Origin of the sequence: Pseudomonas sp. (genome assembly GCF_035497915.1) — a bacterium.
GTDB lineage: Bacteria > Pseudomonadota > Gammaproteobacteria > Pseudomonadales > Pseudomonadaceae > Serpens.
Window position 1 is genome coordinate 1 of the sequence record NZ_DATJCS010000029.1, and the last position, 17,044, is coordinate 17,044.

21 protein-coding genes are annotated in these 17,044 nt (G+C 67.7%); 3 read left to right on the forward strand and 18 right to left on the reverse strand.

The genetic code is table 11. The features are described from left to right. Window positions 1-151: 151 nt before the first annotated feature. The gene (locus VL129_RS08965) at window positions 152-373 is read left to right on the forward strand and encodes a hypothetical protein (RefSeq protein ID WP_325412232.1); all 222 of its coding nucleotides are present in this window, start codon (window positions 152-154) and stop codon (window positions 371-373) included. Between the two features lie 168 nt (window positions 374-541). Here the strand turns inward: VL129_RS08965 and VL129_RS08970 are convergent, their stop codons facing one another. The 10 genes from VL129_RS08970 to ccmA form a co-directional block, all read right to left on the reverse strand. Beyond that, window positions 542-955: a hypothetical protein gene (locus VL129_RS08970; protein WP_325412234.1), complete on the reverse strand. Its 414-nt coding sequence runs from the start codon at window positions 953-955 to the stop codon at window positions 542-544. Window positions 956-984: 29 nt separating this feature from the next. Then, window positions 985-2,178 carry a c-type cytochrome biogenesis protein CcmI gene (ccmI, locus tag VL129_RS08975; RefSeq protein WP_325412236.1) on the reverse strand — a complete coding sequence of 398 codons (1,194 nt, stop codon included), beginning with the start codon at window positions 2,176-2,178 and terminating at the stop codon, window positions 985-987. Beyond that, the gene (locus tag VL129_RS08980) at window positions 2,175-2,648 is read right to left on the reverse strand and encodes a cytochrome c-type biogenesis protein (RefSeq protein WP_325412238.1); all 474 of its coding nucleotides are present in this window, start codon (window positions 2,646-2,648) and stop codon (window positions 2,175-2,177) included. The genes ccmI and VL129_RS08980 overlap by 4 nt, the downstream gene beginning before the upstream one ends. Next, window positions 2,645-3,175 (reverse strand): DsbE family thiol:disulfide interchange protein, encoded by a 531-nt coding sequence (locus VL129_RS08985; protein ID WP_325412240.1) that lies wholly within the window; start codon window positions 3,173-3,175, stop codon window positions 2,645-2,647. Before VL129_RS08985 ends, VL129_RS08980 begins: the two co-directional genes overlap by 4 nt. Beyond that, window positions 3,172-5,148, reverse strand: coding sequence for a heme lyase CcmF/NrfE family subunit (locus VL129_RS08990; protein ID WP_325412242.1), 1,977 nt, complete (start codon window positions 5,146-5,148; stop codon window positions 3,172-3,174). Before VL129_RS08990 ends, VL129_RS08985 begins: the two co-directional genes overlap by 4 nt. After that, on the reverse strand, window positions 5,145-5,594 hold the full coding sequence (gene ccmE / locus VL129_RS08995) for a cytochrome c maturation protein CcmE (RefSeq protein WP_325412244.1): 450 nt from the start codon (window positions 5,592-5,594) through the stop codon (window positions 5,145-5,147). The genes VL129_RS08990 and ccmE overlap by 4 nt, the downstream gene beginning before the upstream one ends. After that, window positions 5,591-5,767, reverse strand: coding sequence for a heme exporter protein CcmD (gene ccmD, locus VL129_RS09000; protein WP_325412246.1), 177 nt, complete (start codon window positions 5,765-5,767; stop codon window positions 5,591-5,593). The genes ccmE and ccmD overlap by 4 nt, the downstream gene beginning before the upstream one ends. Beyond that, window positions 5,764-6,519, reverse strand: a complete 756-nt coding sequence (locus tag VL129_RS09005) for a heme ABC transporter permease (protein ID WP_325412248.1) — start codon at window positions 6,517-6,519, stop codon at window positions 5,764-5,766. The genes ccmD and VL129_RS09005 overlap by 4 nt, the downstream gene beginning before the upstream one ends. 85 nt (window positions 6,520-6,604) lie before the next feature. Beyond that, on the reverse strand, window positions 6,605-7,276 hold the full coding sequence (gene ccmB / locus VL129_RS09010) for a heme exporter protein CcmB (protein WP_325412249.1): 672 nt from the start codon (window positions 7,274-7,276) through the stop codon (window positions 6,605-6,607). After that, the gene (gene ccmA / locus VL129_RS09015) at window positions 7,273-7,908 is read right to left on the reverse strand and encodes a cytochrome c biogenesis heme-transporting ATPase CcmA (RefSeq protein WP_325412251.1); all 636 of its coding nucleotides are present in this window, start codon (window positions 7,906-7,908) and stop codon (window positions 7,273-7,275) included. The genes ccmB and ccmA overlap by 4 nt, the downstream gene beginning before the upstream one ends. A gap of 195 nt (window positions 7,909-8,103) precedes the next feature. On the opposite strand from ccmA, the gene fliK reads away from it, so the two are divergent. Together fliK and VL129_RS09025 are read left to right on the forward strand one after the other, a co-directional pair. Then, on the forward strand, window positions 8,104-9,597 hold the full coding sequence (gene fliK, locus VL129_RS09020; protein WP_325412253.1) for a flagellar hook-length control protein FliK: 1,494 nt from the start codon (window positions 8,104-8,106) through the stop codon (window positions 9,595-9,597). Further along, window positions 9,594-9,890: an EscU/YscU/HrcU family type III secretion system export apparatus switch protein gene (locus VL129_RS09025; protein WP_325412255.1), complete on the forward strand. Its 297-nt coding sequence runs from the start codon at window positions 9,594-9,596 to the stop codon at window positions 9,888-9,890. The genes fliK and VL129_RS09025 overlap by 4 nt, the downstream gene beginning before the upstream one ends. 16 nt (window positions 9,891-9,906) lie before the next feature. On the opposite strand, the gene VL129_RS09030 is transcribed toward VL129_RS09025, so the two are convergent. The 8 genes from VL129_RS09030 to VL129_RS09065 all read right to left on the reverse strand — a co-directional run. After that, on the reverse strand, window positions 9,907-10,344 hold the full coding sequence (locus VL129_RS09030; protein WP_325412257.1) for a DUF2802 domain-containing protein: 438 nt from the start codon (window positions 10,342-10,344) through the stop codon (window positions 9,907-9,909). After that, window positions 10,345-10,824, reverse strand: coding sequence for a chemotaxis protein CheW (locus VL129_RS09035; RefSeq protein ID WP_325412259.1), 480 nt, complete (start codon window positions 10,822-10,824; stop codon window positions 10,345-10,347). It lies immediately after the preceding gene. 73 nt (window positions 10,825-10,897) lie between these two features. Next, complete coding sequence (locus VL129_RS09040) at window positions 10,898-11,734, reverse strand: chemotaxis protein CheW (protein WP_325412270.1); 837 nt, start codon at window positions 11,732-11,734, stop codon at window positions 10,898-10,900. A 460-nt stretch (window positions 11,735-12,194) separates the two neighbouring features. Then, window positions 12,195-12,980, reverse strand: coding sequence for a ParA family protein (locus VL129_RS09045; RefSeq protein WP_325412261.1), 786 nt, complete (start codon window positions 12,978-12,980; stop codon window positions 12,195-12,197). A gap of 24 nt (window positions 12,981-13,004) precedes the next feature. Next, complete coding sequence (motD, locus tag VL129_RS09050) at window positions 13,005-13,886, reverse strand: flagellar motor protein MotD (protein ID WP_325412272.1); 882 nt, start codon at window positions 13,884-13,886, stop codon at window positions 13,005-13,007. Between the two features lie 15 nt (window positions 13,887-13,901). Continuing rightward, window positions 13,902-14,642, reverse strand: coding sequence for a flagellar motor protein (locus VL129_RS09055; RefSeq protein ID WP_325412263.1), 741 nt, complete (start codon window positions 14,640-14,642; stop codon window positions 13,902-13,904). Further along, window positions 14,642-15,742, reverse strand: coding sequence for a protein-glutamate methylesterase/protein-glutamine glutaminase (locus VL129_RS09060; protein ID WP_325412265.1), 1,101 nt, complete (start codon window positions 15,740-15,742; stop codon window positions 14,642-14,644). Before VL129_RS09060 ends, VL129_RS09055 begins: the two co-directional genes overlap by 1 nt. A 42-nt stretch (window positions 15,743-15,784) precedes the next feature. Continuing rightward, the coding region (locus VL129_RS09065; protein WP_325412268.1) for a chemotaxis protein CheA at window positions 15,785-17,044 on the reverse strand (1,260 nt) is incomplete at its 5' end.

Genomic DNA, 17,044 nt, shown 5'->3' on the forward strand with positions numbered 1-17,044 from the left:
GCGGGACCACCCCTAGCAGTTCCGGCCCATTACTTGCTTTAAATTCGGTACGGAACCATCGCCCCCGCCATCGCTCCCATACAGGCGCCCCTTTTTCAGGGCGCCGCCCGAGCGAACCGGGCTGGCCATCAAGACAACAAAAGGAAGACACATGAGCAACCACTCCCATACCCAGAACGCCATCAGCGCCCTGCGCGAAGCTTTCGCCCCGTTGCATTGCTACATCGTGGCCCCCGGCCGCAAGGGCAATTTCAGTTTCACCCTGGTCGACCAGCACGGTGTCGCCCGCCACAGCGAGCGCCTGTATCCGGAGCAATACCGTGGCGAACGCCTTCAGCAGGTCATCGAACGCGCGCGGCACAAGACCCTGTAAGACTGATTTCATCTCTCCGGCAGGCTTGCTTGCCAAGCGTTGTGGGAGCGCCTGGGTGAATGCGCAGCATCACCGCAGCCCTGATCGCGGCTGAAGCCGCTCCCACAAAAGCCGCTCACGAAAAACCCGCATCCCTCGCCTGCACGCACGAGCTCCCTCAGGAGCGCGTCAATGCAGGCCGCGCAAGCCCATCGGCACGCTGATCTCGGCCACCGCTTCCCAGGGGCCGTCCGGTTGCGCGGAACAGAGCCAGCCATCCTCCCAGCGGTAATACAGCCGCTCGCGGTAATAGAGCTGACGCCCACTCACCACATAGACGCCCAGACGCGCATCCCAGCGCGCCTCCACATGCGGAGGCGGCGCGTAGCGCGGGTGGGTGCCGGTGCTTTCCGGTTGCGGGGGAATCTCCGGCCGCGACGGCACCGGAGTGATCGCCGGACGCGACGGCTCGGGCGTGGGCGCCGGCCGGGGTTCCGGCCAGGGCTGGGGCTGCCGGGAACCCGGCAGCTGGTAGATGTCGCTGGCGCAACCGCTCAGCAGCAGGCTGCCGAGCAGCAGCAGCCGGCCTGCGGCACGCTGCATGTCCTCTCCAGGGCCGGTCAGTTCGGCCTTCAGCGCTTCTCGGGCTGATCGATACGCAGGGTCTTCAGCTGGTCATCCGCGCTGCTGACCGCGCCGCTGCGCCCGATCCACTCGCCGGCCGTGGCATTACCGCCGCGCGACACGCGCGCCACCAGTTCCACCTGCGGGAAGTTCGACAAGCGTAGCTGCTCCATCATGGCGTCGGCGTCGCTGAGCAGCACCTCCGCCGGCAGGTCGGCCACCGTCAGGCGCTTGACCGCCAGCGGCATCGCCCCGCCGGCCGCCGGGCGGGCGAAGACGAACACGCTGTCCTCGGGCCGTACCTGGGCCGCCACGTCCGGCGCCAGCTCGACGCGCACACGCATCTGTGCCGGCGCCACGATGGCGGAAGCGGCCGGCGCGTCCTCGCCAAGCATCTCGCGGGCACGCTGGATGCCCTGCTGGATGGCCATGCGGTTCGGATCCTGCGGATCCAGGCCATTCATCAGGAATTCCCAGTGATCGATGGCGTCCCGGTAGCGGCCGGCCTCGAAGGCGACGATGCCCAGCAGGCCGCGACTGGTGACTTCGCCCGGATCGCTCTGCAGCGCCTCGTCGGTCAGCCCTTGGATCTGTTCGCTCCACTGCTGGCCGTTGGCAAAGTACAGCGCCTGCGCCCACTGGCCGAGCAGCGAGGGATCACGACCGGCGAGCGCCACGGTGCGCTCGAACGCGCTGGCGGCCTCGGTCGGACGCTCCATCGCCATGTAGCCACGGGCCAGGAAGTACCAGCCTTCCACGCCATCGGGCTGCGCCTTCACCGCCTGCTCCAGGCGCGCCACCATTTCCTCCATGGAGGCGGGCTGGTGGTCGAACTGGCGGGCCAGCTCCAGCTTGTCGCTGGCCCCCCAGTACAGATACAGCGCCAGGCCCAGCACCGGCACCAGCACGGCGGCGGCGATCGGCACGGCGCGACCCAGGTTGCCGTGGCGCTGCGTGTCGCCCTCGGTGTCCACCAGCAGTTCGCGAGCGGCCTCGGCCTTGCCGGCCGCCAGCTGTTCGGCGGTCAGGGTGCCGGCGGCGTGCTGGGCTTCCAGTTCACGCACACGCTCCTCGTAGAGCGCCACGTTGAGGGCGGTGCGGTCTTCCTCGGCCTGGGCGCGCTGACCGCGCAACACCGGCACCAGGATGAACGCCAGGGCGGCCAGCAACAGCAGGCCGGCGACAAGCCAGAGATCGATCATGGGTCTTTCTTATCCAGCAATTGGGAAAGGCGCTCCTGCTCCTCGGCGGACAGCAGGGCATTCTGCGGGGCGTTCTCGACCCGGCGACGGCGTACCACGATGACCACCAGGGCCAGCAGACCACCGCCCAGCAGTGCCCACGGGCCGTACCAGAGCAGCAGGGTGCGCAGCTCGACCGGCGGGTTGTAGCGCACGAAGTCGCCGTAGCGGTCGACCAGGTGCTCGACGATCTGCTCGTCGTCCTGGCCGTCTTCCAGCATGCGGAAGATCTCGCGACGCAGGTCCATGGCGATGGGCGCATCGGAGTCGGCGATGTTCTGGTTCTGGCACTTCGGGCAGCGCAGCTCGTTGGTCAGCTCGCGAAAGCGCTGGCGCTCCGCCTCGCTGGAAAACTCGTAGGTGTCGATGGCAGCCTGGGCGAAACCGCCCAGGGCCAGGCTGCAGAAAACGGCGGCTAGCAGGCGTTTCATTGCTCGAGCAACTCCTGATAGAGCGGCGCCAGCTGCTGGCGCCAGACGCGTTCGTCGATGGCACCGACAAACTTGTGGCGGATGATGCCGTCCTTGTCGATCAGGAAGGTTTCCGGTGCGCCATAGACGCCCAGGTTGAAGCCCAGGCTGCCCTGCGGGTCCTCGACATTGAAGCGGTAGGGGTTGCCCAGTTCGTTCAGCCAGCGACGCGCGGCCTCGCTGTTGTCCTTGTAGTTGATGCCGTAGACCACCACGCCCTGCTGGGCCAGGCGGTTGAGCATCTCGTGCTCGGCGCGGCAGGTGGGACACCAGGTGGCCCAGACGTTGACCAGCGCCGGCGCGCCCTTGAAGTCGGCGGCACTCAGGGTGCGCGCCGGCTCTTCCAGGGACGGCATGGCGAACTCGGGCAGCGGCTTGCCGATCATGGTCGTGCCGATGTCGCGCGGGTCGAGGAACAGCCCCTTGTAGAGGAAACCGGCGACCACCAGGAAGATCACCAGGGGAATCAGCAGCAATGCGCGTTTCATGCCGGTTGTGCTCCAGAGATGCCCAGCGCCTCGCGGACGCGGGTCTTGACCTTGATGCGATAGCGACGGTCGAGGGTCGACAGCAGGCCGCCGAAGCCCATCAGCAGACCGCCCAGCCAGATCCAGCGCACGTAGGGCTTGACGTGCAGACGCACGGCCCAGGCGCCTTCCTCCAGCGGCTCGCCGAGCGCCACATACAGGTCGCGGAACAGGCCCGGATCGATGCCGGCCTCGGTCATCGGCATCATCTGCACGGTGTACAGACGCTTCTCCGGATGCAGCACGGCGATTTCCTTGCCCTCGACCAGCACGCGCACGGTCGCGCGGTCGGCGGTGTAGTTCGGGCCCTCATGGTGCACGGCACCCTCGAAGCGGAACTGGTAGCCGCCCAGCTCCTGCACGTCGCCCGGCGCCATGCGCAGATCGCGCTCGGCGTTCTGCTGGGTGGACAGCACGATGCCGATGGCGCACACGGCGACCCCCAGGTGGCCAAGCTGCATGCCCCAGTAGCTGCGGGTCAGGCGCGGCAGGCCCTTGAGCAGGCCGGTGTGGCGGGTCTTGTCGAACAGGTCGCGCAGCCCGCTGAGCACCACCCAGGCGGACAGGCTGCAGACCGCCAGCACCGCCCAGTGGAAGTCGCCGAGCAGCACGGAGGCCAGGCCGCCGAGCACTGCGCTGGCGACCAGCACCGGCAGCAGCATGCCGGCCAGCCACTTGCCGGGTGTGTCCTTCCAGCGCACCAGCACGCCGACGCCCAGCGCGCCCATCAGGATGGCCATCAGCGGCAGGAACAGCGCGTTGAAATACGGCGGACCGACCGACAGCTTGGCGCCGGTCAGCGCGTCGAGCAGCAGCGGATACAGGGTGCCGAGCAGGATCATCGCGCAGGCCACCACCAGGATCAGGTTGTTGGCCAGCAGCAGGGTTTCCCGCGACCACAGGGCGAAGCCCACCTTGCTCTTGACCACCGGCGCACGCAGGGCGAACAGGGTCAGCGAGGCGCCGACCACGACGAGCAGGAAGGCCAGGATGAAGGTGCCGCGCTCGGGGTCGGCGGCGAAGGCGTGCACCGAGGTCAGCACGCCGGAACGCACCAGGAAGGTGCCCAGCAGGCTCAGCGAGAAAGCCGCGATGGCCAGCAGCACGGTCCAGCTCTTGAACACGCCGCGTTTTTCGGTGACCGCCAGCGAGTGGATCAGCGCGGTGCCGACCAGCCAGGGCATGAAGGAGGCGTTTTCCACCGGGTCCCAGAACCACCAGCCGCCCCAGCCCAGCTCGTAATAGGCCCACCAGGAGCCGAGCACGATGCCGACGCCCAGGCTGGCCCAGGCCACCAGGGTCCAGGGCCGCGACCAGCGCGCCCAGGCGGCGTCCAGGCGCCCGCCGAGCAGCGCGGCGATGGCGAAGGCGAAGGCCACCGAGAAGCCCACGTAGCCCATGTAGAGCATCGGCGGGTGCACGATCAGGCCGAAGTCCTGCAGCAGCGGATTGAGGTCACGGCCGTCGGTGGGCACCTGCGGCAGCAGGCGCTCGAACGGGTTGGAGGTGACGATCAGGAACAGCAGGAAGCCGATGCTGATGATGCCCATCACCGCCAGCACGCGGGCGAGCATCTCCTCCGGCAGCTGGCGCGACAGCACCGCCACGGCGAAGGTCCAGCCCCCGAGGATCATTGCCCAGAGCAGCAGCGAACCTTCGTGGGCGCCCCATACGGCGCTGAACTTGAAGTACCAGGGCAGTGCGCTGTTGGAATTTTCCGCAACGTACTTGACTGAGAAGTCGTCGATCAGGAACGCATAGGTCAGGCAGGCGAAGGACAGCAGCAGGAAGGCGAACTGCCCCCAGGCCGCCGGACGGGCCAGGCCCATCCACAAGCGGTCGCCGCGCCAGGCGCCGATCAGTGGCAGGGTCCCCTGCACCAGCGCCAGGCACAGGGCCAGGACCAGGGCCAGATGGCCGATTTCGGGAATCATTGCGCGCTCTCCGCCTTGGCCTGGATTGCCTTGTCCATCGCCTGGGCGACTTCCGGCGGCATGTAGTTCTCGTCGTGCTTGGCCAGCACTTCATCGGCGACCAGTACGTTCTCTTCGTTCAGGCGACCCAGGGCGACGATGCCCTGCCCTTCGCGGAACAGGTCCGGGAGGATGCCCTGGTAGCGCATGCGCACTTCGGAGGCGCCGTCATGCACCACGAACTCCACCAGCAGCGAGTCGGCGGAACGGCTCAGCGAGCCTTCCTTGACCATGCCGCCGGCGCGAATGCGCACGCCGTCGGGCACTTCGCCGTTGGCGATCTGCGTCGGGGTGTAGAACAGGTTGATGTTCTGCTGCAGCGCCGAGAGGGCCAGGGCCACGGTCGCGCCCACCCCGACGAGCAGGGCGAGGATGATGTACAGACGTTTCTTGCGGACCGGATTCACTTCATTTCCTCCCGGCGCAGACGGCGCGCCTCATCTTGCAGGTAACGCCGGCGTCCGAGCAGCGGCAGAGCGACATTGATCAGCACGACCACCAGGCCCATGCCGTAACTGGTCCAGACATACACGCCATGGTTGCCCATGGCGAGGAATTCGGAGAAGGAGGCAAAGCTCACGGACGACCCTCCACCTGGGCGCGCAGCTCGGTCTTCACCCAGCTGGCGCGCGCCTCACGCTTGAGAATTTCCAGGCGCATGCGCATCAGCAGCACGGCGGCCAGGAAGCAGTAGAAGCCAATGACCATCACCAGCAGCGGCGCCCACATTTCCACGGGCATCGCCGGCTTCTCGGTGATCTTGAAGGTGGCCGGCTGGTGCAGGGTGTTCCACCACTCCACCGAGTATTTGATGATCGGGATGTTCACCACGCCGACGATGGCCAGCACCGCACAGGCCTTGGCGGCGCTGTCGCGATTGCTGATGGCGTTGCCCAGGGCAATGATGCCGAAGTACAGGAACAGCAGGATCAGCATGGCGGTCAGCCGCGCGTCCCACACCCACCAGGCGCCCCAGGTGGGCTTGCCCCACACGGCGCCGGTGAGCAGCGCCAGGAAGGTCATCCAGGCGCCGATGGGCGCGGCCTGCTGCAGGGCCACGTCGGCCAGCTTCATCTTCCACACCAGGCCGACCACGCCGGCCACGGCCAGCATCACGTAGATCGACTGGGCGAGGATCGCCGTCGGCACGTGCAGGTAGATGATCCGGAAGCTGTTGCCCTGCTGGTAGTCCTGCGGCGCGAAGGCCAGCCCCCAGGCGCTGCCGATCAGCAACAGGACAATCGCCGCGCCGCCCAGCCAGGGCAGCCAGCGACCGCTGATTTCGTAGAACCACTTGGGCGAACCCAGCTTGTGAAACCATGTCCAGTTCATTGCAGCTCTCTTCGTGTCGCGGGGCCGGATCGCCGCCCCGTGCGTTTTACCGTCCTGCGCCGGGCGGGCCCGACGCGTTCATGTCTCATTCGCCGACGCTGATCTTCAGCCCCGCCGCGATGGCGAACGGGGTCAGGGTCACCGCCAGCGCGGTCAGCGTGGCCAGCCACAGCAGGTGACCGGCCGTGGGCAATCCCTGCAGGTCCGCCTGCAGCGCCCCGCTGCCGAGAATCAGCACCGGGATATACAGCGGCAGGATCAGCAGCGCCAGCAGCAAGCCACCGCGCTTGAGGCCCACGGTCAGTGCCGCGCCGACCGCGCCCAGCAGGCTCAGCACCGGCGTGCCGAGCAGCAGCGAAAGCAGCAGCACCGGCAGGCAGCGCGGCGGCAGGCCAAGCATCAGCGCCAGCAGCGGCGACAGCAGCACCAGCGCCAGGCCGGTGAATACCCAATGGGCCAGTACTTTGGCCAGCACCAGCAGCGCCAGCGGCTGCGGCGAAACGACCCACTGCTCCAGCGAGCCGTCCTCGAAATCGCTGCGGAACAGGCCGTCCAGCGACAGCAGCACCGCCAGCAGCGCGGCGACCCACACCAGTCCCGGCGACAGGGTCTGCAGCAGCTGGCTTTCCGGCCCCACCGCCAGCGGGAAGAGGGCGATGACGATGGCGAAGAACACCAGCGGGTTGGCCAGCTCGGCCGGGCGACGGAACAGCAGGCGGCTTTCGCGGGCCAGCAACAGGGTGAAGACACTACTCATGCGGCGCGCTGCCCCAGATCCAGTTCGCGATAGCCGGAGGGCTTGTTCTCCAGCGTGTGGTGGGTGGTCAGCACCACCATGCCGCCACGTTCGCAATGCCCGGCCAGATGCGCTTCCAGCTGGGCCACGCCCTGCTTGTCCAGGGCGGTGAAGGGTTCATCCAGGATCCACAGCGGCGGCGCATCCAAGTACAGCCGCGCCAGGGCCACACGGCGCTGCTGGCCGGCGGACAGCCGATGGCTGGGCACATCCTCGAAACCGCGCAGGCCGACGGCGGCCAGTGCCTGCCAGATCGCCTGGCGCTCGGCCGGCTGGTGCAGGGCGCACAGCCAGGCGAGATTCTCCTCGGGAGTCAGCAGGCCCTTGATGCCGGCGGCATGGCCGATCCACAGCAGGTTGCGGGCCATCTCGCCCCGGCGCGCCGCCAGCGGCTCACCGTCCAGGCGCACTTCGCCGGCGGTCGGCTGCATCAGGCCGCACAGCAGGCGCAGCAGGCTGGTCTTGCCGCTGCCGTTGGGGCCGACGATCTGCAGCATGTCGCCCGGCAGCAGCTGCAGGTCCAAGGCTTCGAACAACAGCCGCCAGTCACGCTCGCAGGTCAACGCAACGGCTTCGAGGAATGGACGGCTCACCACATGCGTATCCCATTCAGTATGCAATCAGGGCCTGACGGATCGCCGCAGGAAATCGACGATCCGTCTTAAGTCGGACCAATGGCAGCCGCTATCTAGTAAGGGCGCCCCGGGCGAATGGCTCGGCATTATACATAGGCGCCCTGACGATCAAGACGGGTAATTACGACAGGTTGTAAAGGCAATTCCTTTTTGATGAGCGAGATCAATTTTGCTTTCCCGCCCGCCCTGACCGGCGCCACCAGCGCCGCCGGCGGTCTGACGCCCCACACCCTGAGGGTGCTGACCTCGCTGGAGGGCCTGCTCAACCCGGGCCAGCAGCTGCAGGCGCAGGTGCTGGCCCGCCTGGAGACGGCCCAGGGTCAGCAGCTCAGCCTGCGCCTGACCCTCGCCGACGGGCGCAGCGTCACGCTCGATGCCCTTACCGCCCGGCAGCCCGAACTGGCCAGCGGCACGCGCCTGCAGCTCACCGCGCTGTCCGACAATCGTCTGCTGATCGAGACCCCGCCGGGCGCGGCCCGGCCACTGACCCGCCTCGACCTGCCCGCCGGCAGCCTGCTGCAGGCCCGGGTACTGTCCAGCACGCCGGCCGGCAACCTGCAGCAGATCGTCGCGCAGCTGCCGGACGGCCGTCAGCTGCTGCTGGAAAGCGCCCGGCCGCTGCCGGTCGGCAGCCTGCTCAACGCCCGGGTGCTGGATGATCGCAGCCTGCAGTTCATCGGTCCGGACGCCCGGGTCCAGCAGCTCGACCTGCTGCAGCAACTGGCCGGGCAGTTCGCCCGCCAGTCGCCGCTGTCCGCGCTGTTCACCGCGTTGCGTGCGCTGCAGGGCCAGCCCCTGCCCCCCCCGCTGCAGGCCAGCGTGGAACGCCTGCTGAACAGCCAGCCCAGCGCCGCGCAGCTCGGCGATCCCCGCCAGCTGGCGGCCATCCTGCGCAACGCCGGCATCGGCCTGGAAAGCCACCTGGCGACCGGACAGGCCGGCGCGCTGGACAACGACCTGAAGGCCAACCTGCTGCGCCTGTTGGGCCAGCTGTCCAGCTTCAATCCGACGACCGCGCTGCAGACACCCGCCGGCAGCCTGCTGCTGGCCACGCTGCCGACCCTGGCCCGCCAGGTACTCGGCGCCCTCGGCCAGCGCCCCGAGCGCCAGCCCGGCTTGAACTTCCCCCTGCCCTCGCAGCGCCTGGAAGGTCTGGAAAATCCCAGCCTGCAGCTGCTGCTCAAGCTGGCCGCCGGGGCGGTGGCGCGCGTGCAGAGTCATCAGTTGGCCAGCCTGGCGCAGGCGACGACCAGCGCGGAAGGCCAACCGGCCACGGTGCTGCAGATGGAAATCCCGGTGCGCGATCTGCCGACGCCCGTGCAACTGCGCCTGCGTGGCGAGGACGAGCCACCCGGCAAGCGCAACGCCAAGCAGCGCGCGCGGCAATGGAAGATCGACCTGGCCTTCGACATGGAACCGCTCGGCCCGCTGCAGGTGCAGGCGCAGCTGTGCCGCAACCAGTTCAGCGGCCAGCTGTGGGCCGAGCGCGCCGATACGGCGGAGCTGATCGGCCGCGAGCTGGGCGAACTGCGCCGCGCGCTCGGTGAAGCCGGGCTGGAGATCGGCGAGCTGGACTGCCAGCGCGGCACGCCACCGGCCGCGCCGGCGGCATCCCTGGAAACGAACTGGATACACGTGACCGCATGAACGAACCCCGCGCCATCGCCCTGCGCTACGACGGCCAGAGCGCCCCGACCTTGGTGGCCAAGGGCGATGAGGAAATCGCCCAGGCCATTCTCGAGCTGGCCCGCGAGTACGAAGTGCCGATCTACGAGAACGCCGAGCTGCTGCGTCTGCTGGCCGGGCTGGAGGTGGGCGACGAGATCCCCGAGGCGCTGTACCGCAGCGTGGCGGCGATCATCGCCTTCGCCTGGTACCTGAAGGGCAAGGCCCCCGAGGGCTTCGCGCGGCGGGACGACGACCCGCCGGAGGTGAACTGAGCGGCGCGACGGCGCCTCAGTTGGCCGGCGGCGTGGCGCCGCGGGCCTTGTGCAGCTTGCTGACCAGTTCCGCCTCGCCCTTGGTCAGGCCGCAGGACTGGGTGAGGTCGTCGACGCTGGCACCCAGGGTGACCAGCCGCGAGGCCTGCAGGTAGGAGATCATCGTCGGATCGCTCTGCTCCAGCTTGCTCAGCCGATCCGGCAGCGGCGTGGCCAGTTGCTGGAGGGTCTGCAGCTCATCGCCCATCTTCACGCAGACGCCGATGTAGGTGTCCACCCGGCGGGTCAGCTCCTGCATGCTCTGGTCACGCTTGAGGTGACGCTCGGCATGCTGGCGGAACTGGAACTGCATGCTGTCGTTCAGACGCCGCACGCGCGTGGCCAGCCAGACGCAGGTGATCGTCAGCCCCAGGCAGACCACCGCCAACGCGATCAGGGCGATTGCTTGTCCCATTCAGTAATTCTCGAGTTCCGACCACTCTTCCTCGGTCATCATCTTGTCCAGCTCGACCAGGATCAGCAGCTCGCCGTTCTTGTTGCACACACCCTGGATGAACTTGGCGGACTCGTCGTTACCGACGTTCGGCGCCGTTTCGATTTCCGACTGACGGAGATAGACCACTTCGGCCACGCTGTCCACCAGGATGCCGACCACCTGCTTGTCCGCCTCGATGATCACGATACGGGTGTTGTCGGTGACGTCCGCCGAATCCAGGCCGAAGCGCTGGCGGGTGTCGATCACCGTCACCACGTTGCCGCGCAGGTTGATGATGCCCAGCACATAGCTCGGCGCACCCGGCACCGGGGCGATTTCGCTGTAGCGCAGCACTTCCTGCACCTGCATCACGTTGATGCCGTAGGTTTCGTTGTCCAGGCGGAAGGTCACCCACTGCAGCATCGGATCGTCGGAGCTTTGTGCTGTCGAATTCTTCATTGTCCACCTCGTCGTCGAGCGCCCGGGCCCGCCCTGGCGCGTATCCGTTCTGCCCGCCGTGGCGGGCGCCAATTCAATGGGCGCGCTTGAGCGCGCCGCTTTCTATCAGTTCGGCCAGTGCCGCCACGTCGAGCAGCGCGCACATGTGTTCGATCACCGTGCCGGCCAGCCACGGACGCTGGGTGCGCAGGCTGCGCCACTTGATCTGGTCCGGGTGCAGGTGGATGGAACGGTCCACCTTGTGCACCGCCAGTCCCCAGTCGAAGCCCTGGATGGTGATGACGAACGACAGGTTATCGCGAAACTCATCGCGATAGCGCTCTGGCATCACCCAGCGCGCCGTATCGATCACCTTGATGTTGCCGGTGTGGGTCTTGAGCATGCCGAGGAACCAGTCCGGCTGACCGAACAGCGGAGTCAGGGTCTGGCCTTCCAGCGTATGGATGGTGCCCAGGCAGACCAGCGGCACCGCCAGGGTCAGGCCGGCCACGTCGAACAGCAGGCACTCGAAGCGCTGCTCGCCCCACTCGGGACGGCCGGAAACCACCTTGGGCGGCAGCGGCGGCGCCGCCGGCGGCGGCAGCGGCTCGGCGCGCGGCGTCTCGACCACCGGGGCACTGGTCAGCACGCTGGGCATCAGCACCTTGGGCGCGGCCGGCAGCTCCGGCTCACGCAGTACGGGACGGTCGACCGGCGCAGCGGGCAGCGGGGCGACTTCGACTGCCGCAGGGATGTCTTCGATCGGCGCGGCGGCGACCTCGATCGGCTGGCGCGCCGGTAGTGGCGCCGTCGGGATCAGCGGCGCAGCGATTTCGGGCGCAGCCAGCGCCACAGGCGCCGGGGATTCCACCACGGGAAACGGCTCGCGCTCGGCCACGGGAGCGGCCGCCTCCTCGGCCGAGGGCATCATGATCGACACCGCCACCGACACCGAGACCGGCGCGGGTTCGTTGACCACCGGCGCGGGAGCCGGGGTCGGCTCGGCCAGCGCCGTGCGGATCGACGCAGCCGCTTCGTCCACCGGGGTCTCGACCAGCTTGATGTCGGTCAGCTTGATGGTCGGCAGCACCAGCGGGCGCGGCTCCAGCACCAGCGGCTCGTGCGCCATCGGGCGAGCCGCCGGGGCAGCCGCCCGCTCGGGCGCCGGCGTGGCGGCGGCCGCGACGGCCGGTGCCGGTTGCGGGCGCGCGAACGCCTCGGGCTGTGCCGGCCGGTCGGGGGTCGCCTCTAGCAGCAAATCATCCAGATAGGACTGCAGGGCTTGCTGCGGTCCGATCCGGTGGGCGTCCTGGGTGCTCATGTCCTGCATCCGTCAATCTGTCCTCTAAATAGCTATCGGCCGACAGGGGCGACAGCTTGATAGCGCTTCGTCACGCGGGCTGGCCGGGATGGCGGGCCAGCAGAGACTTGAGCAGGGCCCGATAGGCGATCACGCCACGGCAGCCGGGGTCGAATTGCGACGGCACCAGCCCGGCACGGCTGGCATCGCGCAGCCGTCCATCGGTGGGGATGTAGGCCGGCCAGATGGTTTCCTTGTGGCGGTCGCGCAGCAGCTTGAGGGTGGACAGCGAGGCCTGCGAGCGACGGTCGAACAGGGTCGGCACGATCAGGTAGGGCAGCGCCTGGCGGCGCGAGCGGTTGATCATGGTCAGGGTGTGCACCATGCGCTCCAACCCCTGCACGGCGAGGAACTCGGTCTGCACCGGCACAATCAGCTGCTGGCAGGCGGCCAGCGCGTTGACCATCAGCACGCCGAGCAGCGGCGGGCTGTCGATCAGCACGTGGTCGAAGTCGTTCCACAGCTGCGCCAGCGCCTTGGAGATCACCAGGCCCAGCCCGCTCTGCCCGGGCGTCTGCCGCTCCAGGGTGGCCAGCGCGGTACTGGCCGGCAACAGGGCGATGCGCGGATGGCTGGTCTTCTGCAACAGTTGCACCGGCAGGCCGTCGGGCACCTGGCCGCCGTGCTGGAACAGCTCGAAGCCGGTGCGCTCCAGGCTGTCGGGGTTGTAGCCGAAATAGCTGGTCATCGAGCCATGCGGATCGAGGTCGACGATCAGCACCCGCTTGCCGACATCGGCCAGCAGGCCGGCCAGGGCCACGCTCGTGGTGGTTTTACCGACCCCGCCCTTCTGATTGGCTACTGCCCAGATTTTCATCAACTGCTCCTTCTCGTCCGCGACTCAGCGCGGACCACTACCGACGATCAATGCCGGCGTTTTGACAGCACCTTCGATCCGGGCGTCAGTGTGCGGCGCAAGTGCAGTTTGCGTGCCAGTGAGCGCCTGACGATTTTCCACGCGGGTGTCCCCGCTGCGCCGGGTTTCCAGGAAGCGTGACACCACCAGCACCACGCGCCGGTTCTTGGCCCGCCCTTCCGGCGTGGCGTTGTCGGCCACCGGGTGATATTCGCCGTAACCCACGGCGGCCAGGCGTCCGGGCGCCACGCCATCCATGTTCAGCATGCGCACGATGCTGGCCGCGCGCGCGGCGGACAATTCCCAGTTGGTGGGGTACAGCGGCGTGCTGATCGGCTGGTTGTCGGTGAAGCCCTCGACCTGCACCGGGTTGTCGAAGGGCGCCAGAATCCTGGCGACCTTCTCGATGATGTCGAAGGCATGGTCATTGGGAATGGCGTCGCCACTGGGGAACAGCAAGCTCGACTTGAGCTCGATTTCCACCCACGACTCGGTGCCGCGCACGATCAGCTGCCCCTCGGCGATCAGCCCGGCGAAGGCCTGCTCGATGTTGCGGGTGATCTGCGCCAGCGGGTCGCCGTCCTCCATGGGCATGGGGCCGCCGTCGTCCTCCATGCTGGCGTCGTAGTCGCGGGTGCGCGCGCGCTCCTGACCCACCGGGATCGGTTTGATCGACTTCTCGTTCTGGTTGAAGATCCCCACCAGCGCATCGGCCAGCACCTTGTACTTGCCCTCGTTGATCGACGAGGTGGCGTACATGACCACGAAGAAGGCGAACATCAGCGTCATGAAGTCCGCGAAGGACACCAGCCAGCGGTCGTGGCTGGGCTCGGCGTCATCGGTGCGGCGGGTGCGGCGGCTACGCATCGACATGGCTGGGACCTAGACCAGGAAGCCTTTCAGCTTGTGCTCGATGGACCGGGGGTTCTCGCCCTCGGCGATGGACAGCACGCCCTCGATGAGCATTTCGCGGTAGCGCGTCTGCACCCGCACCACGGCCTTGAGCTTGTGGGCCAGCGGCAGCAGGAACAGGTTGGCGAAGGCCACGCCATAGATGGTGGCGACGAACGCCACGGCGATGCCGGTGCCCAGTTGCGACGGATCGGTGAGGTTGCCCATCACCTGGATCAGGCCGAGCACCGCGCCGATGATGCCGATGGTCGGCGAATAGCCGCCCATCGCCTCGTACACCCTGGCGGCCTGCAGGTCGCGCTCTTCCTGGCTGTACATGTCCACTTCGAGGATGGTGCGGATGTTTTCCGTCTCCACGCCGTCCGCCAGCAGCTGCATGGCCTTGCGCGCGTAGGGGTCGGGCTCGCGTTCGGCCATCGGCTCCAGGCCGAGCAGGCCTTCCTTGCGCGCCACCAGGCTCCAGCGGGTGACCTTCTCGATGCCCTCCTCCAGACGAATCACCGGCGGGAAAAACACCCAGTGCGCCACCGCGACGGCCCGCTTGAGCGTCTGCAGCGGGGTTTGCAGCAGACAGGCCGCCAGGGTGCCACCGACCACGATCAGCGCGGCCGGCGCGTTGAGCAGCACCGAAAGGCTGCCGCCTTCCAGGAAGTTGCCGCCGAGGATGGCGATGAACGCCAGCAGAATGCCGATCAGGCTCAAGACATCCATTACTGGCACGCCTCGCTCAGGTGGCGTCCGATCTCGTCCAGGTCGTAGATGGCGTCGGCCAGGTTGGCCTTGGCCACCGCCATGGGCATGCCGTAGATCACGCTACTGGCCTCGTCCTGGGCCCACACCTGGCTGCCGGCCTGCTTGAGCATGCGTGCGCCTTCGCGGCCGTCGGCACCCATGCCGGTCAGCACCACGGCCAGCACCTTGTCGCCGTAGGCCTTGGCGGCCGAGCCGAAGGTGACGTCGACACAGGGCTTGTAGTTCAGGCGGTCGTCGCCGGGCAGGATTTTCACCACGCCGCGCCCGTCCACCATCATCTGCTTGCCGCCGGGCGCCAGCAGGGCCAGGCCGGGACGCAGCAGGTCGCCGTCCTCGGCTTCCTTGACGCGGATCTTGCACAGCTTGTCCAGGCGTTCGGCAAAGGCGCCGGTGAAGGCCGCCGGCATGTGCTGGATGAGCACCAGCGGCGCCGGGAAATTGGCCGGCAACTGGGTGAGCACACGCTGCAGCGCCACCGGGCCACCGGTCGAGGTGCCGATGGCCACCAGCCTGTAGGCCTTGCGCTTGGGGGCCGGCGAACGCTCGGCCACGCTCGGCGCCGGCACCGCTTCGGCGGGCGTCGCGTCACGCAGCGCACGACGCGCGGCGGGGGCCGGCGTCGCCACGGGTGCCGACGACGCCAGCGCCGGCCCGCGCCGGTTGCTGCGCGAAACGGTCAGCACCTTCTCCCAGAGCAGCGCCTTGACCTTCTCGATGTTGCGCGAGATGTCCTCGAAATTCTTCGGCAGGTAATCCACCGCGCCGGCGTCCAGCGCGTCCAGGGTGACCCGGGCACCCTCGTGGGTCAGCGAGGAGAACATCAGCACCGGGGTCGGACAGCGGCGCATGATTTCGCGCACCGCGGTGATGCCGTTCATCAACGGCATCTCGTAATCCATGGTGATGACATCGGGCTTGAGAGCCAGCGTCTTGTCGATCGCTTCCTGGCCATTGTTGGCCGTGCCCACTACCTCGATCTGGGGGTTGGAGCCCAGGATTTCCGTCAGCCTGCGCCGGAAGAATCCCGAGTCGTCCACCACCAGGACTTTAATTGCCATAACGACTCCTAAACGGACCGACCCCGCGGGGTCGGTCAGGCATCAGCCACGCCGTGCGTAATGTTTGAGCATGCTGGGCACATCGAGAATCAGCGCGATGCTGCCGTCGCTGGTGATGCTGGCGCCCGCCAGTCCCGGCGTGCCCTGCAGCATCTTGCCCAGGGGCTTGATGACCACTTCTTCCTGGCCCACCAATTGGTCGACGACGAAGCCGATCTGCTGGTTGCCGATGGCGATGATCACCACGTGACCTTCCTTCTGCACCGCGTCATGGAAGCCGGGCACCAGCCACTGCTTGAGGTAGAACAGCGGCAAGGCCTTGTCGCGAACGATGATCACCTCCTGGCCATCCACCACGTTGGTGTGCGACAGGTCCAGGTGGAAGATTTCCTTGACGCTGACCAGCGGGAAGGCGAACGCCTGATCGTCGAGCATGACCATCAGCGTCGGCATGATCGCCAGGGTCAGCGGCACCTTGATGACGATGCGCGAGCCCTTGCCGGGCGTGGAGTCGACGAACACCGTGCCGTTGAGCTGGGCGATGCGGGTTTTCACCACGTCCATGCCCACGCCGCGGCCGGATACGTCGGAAATCTCCTTCTTGGTGGAGAAGCCCGGCGCGAAGATCAGGTTGTAGCACTCGGCGTCGCTCATGCGCTCGGCGGCATCCTTGTCGAGCATGCCCTTCTCCACCGCCTTGGCGCGCAGGATGTTGGCATCCATGCCCTTGCCGTCATCGGTGATCAGCAACAGGATGTGGTCGCCTTCCTGCTCGGCGGACAGCACCACCTTGCCGGTGCGTGGCTTGCCGGCGGCCTCGCGCTCCTCGGGCATCTCGATGCCGTGGTCGACCGCGTTGCGCACCAGGTGCACCAGCGGGTCGGCCAGCGCCTCGACGAGGTTCTTGTCGAGGTCGGTCTCCTCGCCCACCAGCTCCAGGTTGATTTCCTTCTTGAGCTGGCGCGACAGGTCGCGGACCTGGCGCGGGAAGCGGCCGAACACCTTCTTGATCGGCTGCATGCGGGTCTTCATCACCGAGGTCTGCAGATCACCGGTGACCACATCGAGGCTGGAAACGGCCTTGGCCAGTTCCTCGTCGCCGCTGTTCAGACCCAGGCGCACCAGTCGGTTACGCACCAGCACCAGTTCGCCGACCATGTTCATGATTTCGTCCAGCCGCGCGGTGTCCACACGCACGGTGGTTTCCGACTCGACCGCGGCCGGCGCCTTGGCCGGCGCCGCGGCGGCGGGCTTGGCGGCCGGTGCGCTTTCCGCGGGCGCGGCGGCGGGTGCCCGCGCGGC

What these genes read in the sequence shown, in the direction of transcription:
- fliK (WP_325412253.1), top strand. Translation starts at nt 8,104, where the DNA reads ATGAGCGAGATCAATTTTGCTTTCCCGCCCGCCCTGACCGGCGCCACC.
- VL129_RS08985 (WP_325412240.1), bottom strand. Translation starts at nt 3,175, where the DNA reads ATGAAACGCGCATTGCTGCTGATTCCCCTGGTGATCTTCCTGGTGGTC.
- VL129_RS08965 (WP_325412232.1), top strand. Translation starts at nt 152, where the DNA reads ATGAGCAACCACTCCCATACCCAGAACGCCATCAGCGCCCTGCGCGAA.
- VL129_RS08990 (WP_325412242.1), bottom strand. Translation starts at nt 5,148, where the DNA reads ATGATTCCCGAAATCGGCCATCTGGCCCTGGTCCTGGCCCTGTGCCTG.
- VL129_RS08970 (WP_325412234.1), bottom strand. Translation starts at nt 955, where the DNA reads ATGCAGCGTGCCGCAGGCCGGCTGCTGCTGCTCGGCAGCCTGCTGCTG.
- VL129_RS09030 (WP_325412257.1), bottom strand. Translation starts at nt 10,344, where the DNA reads ATGGGACAAGCAATCGCCCTGATCGCGTTGGCGGTGGTCTGCCTGGGG.
- VL129_RS09045 (WP_325412261.1), bottom strand. Translation starts at nt 12,980, where the DNA reads ATGAAAATCTGGGCAGTAGCCAATCAGAAGGGCGGGGTCGGTAAAACC.
- VL129_RS09035 (WP_325412259.1), bottom strand. Translation starts at nt 10,824, where the DNA reads ATGAAGAATTCGACAGCACAAAGCTCCGACGATCCGATGCTGCAGTGG.
- VL129_RS09060 (WP_325412265.1), bottom strand. Translation starts at nt 15,742, where the DNA reads ATGGCAATTAAAGTCCTGGTGGTGGACGACTCGGGATTCTTCCGGCGC.
- VL129_RS09055 (WP_325412263.1), bottom strand. Translation starts at nt 14,642, where the DNA reads ATGGATGTCTTGAGCCTGATCGGCATTCTGCTGGCGTTCATCGCCATC.
- VL129_RS09040 (WP_325412270.1), bottom strand. Translation starts at nt 11,734, where the DNA reads ATGATGCCCTCGGCCGAGGAGGCGGCCGCTCCCGTGGCCGAGCGCGAG.
- VL129_RS09025 (WP_325412255.1), top strand. Translation starts at nt 9,594, where the DNA reads ATGAACGAACCCCGCGCCATCGCCCTGCGCTACGACGGCCAGAGCGCC.
- ccmB (WP_325412249.1), bottom strand. Translation starts at nt 7,276, where the DNA reads ATGAGTAGTGTCTTCACCCTGTTGCTGGCCCGCGAAAGCCGCCTGCTG.
- VL129_RS08980 (WP_325412238.1), bottom strand. Translation starts at nt 2,648, where the DNA reads ATGAAACGCCTGCTAGCCGCCGTTTTCTGCAGCCTGGCCCTGGGCGGT.
- VL129_RS09005 (WP_325412248.1), bottom strand. Translation starts at nt 6,519, where the DNA reads ATGAACTGGACATGGTTTCACAAGCTGGGTTCGCCCAAGTGGTTCTAC.
- motD (WP_325412272.1), bottom strand. Translation starts at nt 13,886, where the DNA reads ATGCGTAGCCGCCGCACCCGCCGCACCGATGACGCCGAGCCCAGCCAC.
- ccmI (WP_325412236.1), bottom strand. Translation starts at nt 2,178, where the DNA reads ATGATCGATCTCTGGCTTGTCGCCGGCCTGCTGTTGCTGGCCGCCCTG.